Raw genomic sequence first — 1,215 nt, forward strand, 5'->3', positions numbered from 1 at the left:
AGCACAGGAATTGTCTCTCAAATCCATGCTTTAATGTTTGGGAAGCTGGGATCGAACCCCGGGATGGCCATCCCGGGGTTCGCGCGGCAAAGCGCCCGTACAGGAATAGGTGTCAACGACCGACCTCATGAAGGGACTTTGCCGCTCCAGCTTCGCATCGCTTGCTGACTTGAATGGGCTATCCGTCGGACACGCCCGCAGACAATTCGAAGCATGGAACCCGATTATGATGACAGAACCCGCCGAAATCCAGTGCGTCCTCGGCCTGGACGTCTCCCGCGACACCGTCACCCTGTGCGACGGCCACAGCCGCCACACCCAGACCATCGCCAATAATGCCGATGCTCTTCGCACCGCCCTGCAGCCGTACCAGGGCACTGCCACGCTCGCCGTGTGCGAGGCGACCGGCGGCCATGAGGACACCCTGCTCGGTGTGCTCCTGGAACTGGCCATTGCCGCCCACCGCGCCGATCCCGTCAAGGTCAAGGCCTATATCAAATCCTTCGGCAAGCGCGCCAAAAACGACCCGATCGACGCCCGCTGGCTGTCCCGCTATGGCCGCGACCGCGCCGCCACACTGCCCCGCTGGCAGCCGGCCGACCCCACCCAGCAGAAACTCGAGCTGCTTGTTGCCCGCCGTCTCGACCTCGTCGCCATGCGGGTGCAGGAGCAAAACCGCCTGAAAGCGCCGCGCAGCCGCCTCATAGCCGACAATATCCGCGATCATCTCGCCGAACTGGAGCGCCATATCGAAGCCTTCAATGCCGAAATCGACACCCTGATCGGTGAAAGCCGCGATCTGGCACTGCGGGCCGAACAGCTGCGTTCGGTGCCCGGTGTCGGACCAGTCCTGGCGCCGCTGCTCTTGGCCGTCATGCCCGAACTCGGCACCCTCAACCGCCGCCAGGTGGCAAGCCTTGCCGGTGTCGCCCCGCATCCCAAAGATAGCGGCAAAGCCAGTTGGCACCGCAGCACCACCGGCGGACGGCGCCAGATCAGACCGGCGCTATTCATCGCCGCACTTGCCGCCTGCCGCGGCGACAATCCGCTCGCTGTCGCCTACAAGGCGCTGCTCAAGGCCGCAAAACCCAAGCGCGTCGCCCTCACTGCCATCATGCGCAAGATCATCACTATCGCAAACGCCCGTGTCAGGGACGCCGTGCGACAGCAAAATGAAACAATGCAGATCAACGCATAAACTGACTTGGTGAGGGA

1 protein-coding gene is annotated in these 1,215 nt (G+C 63.3%); it reads left to right on the plus strand.

Annotation, left to right across the window (positions count from 1 at the left end):
• Positions 1-226: 226 nt before the first annotated feature.
• Complete coding sequence (locus tag HX899_RS33050) at positions 227-1,198, plus strand: IS110 family transposase (protein WP_181294450.1); 972 nt, start codon at positions 227-229, stop codon at positions 1,196-1,198.
• The last annotated feature ends 17 nt before the right edge of the window (positions 1,199-1,215 follow it).

It is taken from the genome of Rhizobium sp. WYCCWR 11146 (genome assembly GCF_013591995.1).
GTDB lineage: Bacteria > Pseudomonadota > Alphaproteobacteria > Rhizobiales > Rhizobiaceae > Rhizobium > Rhizobium indicum.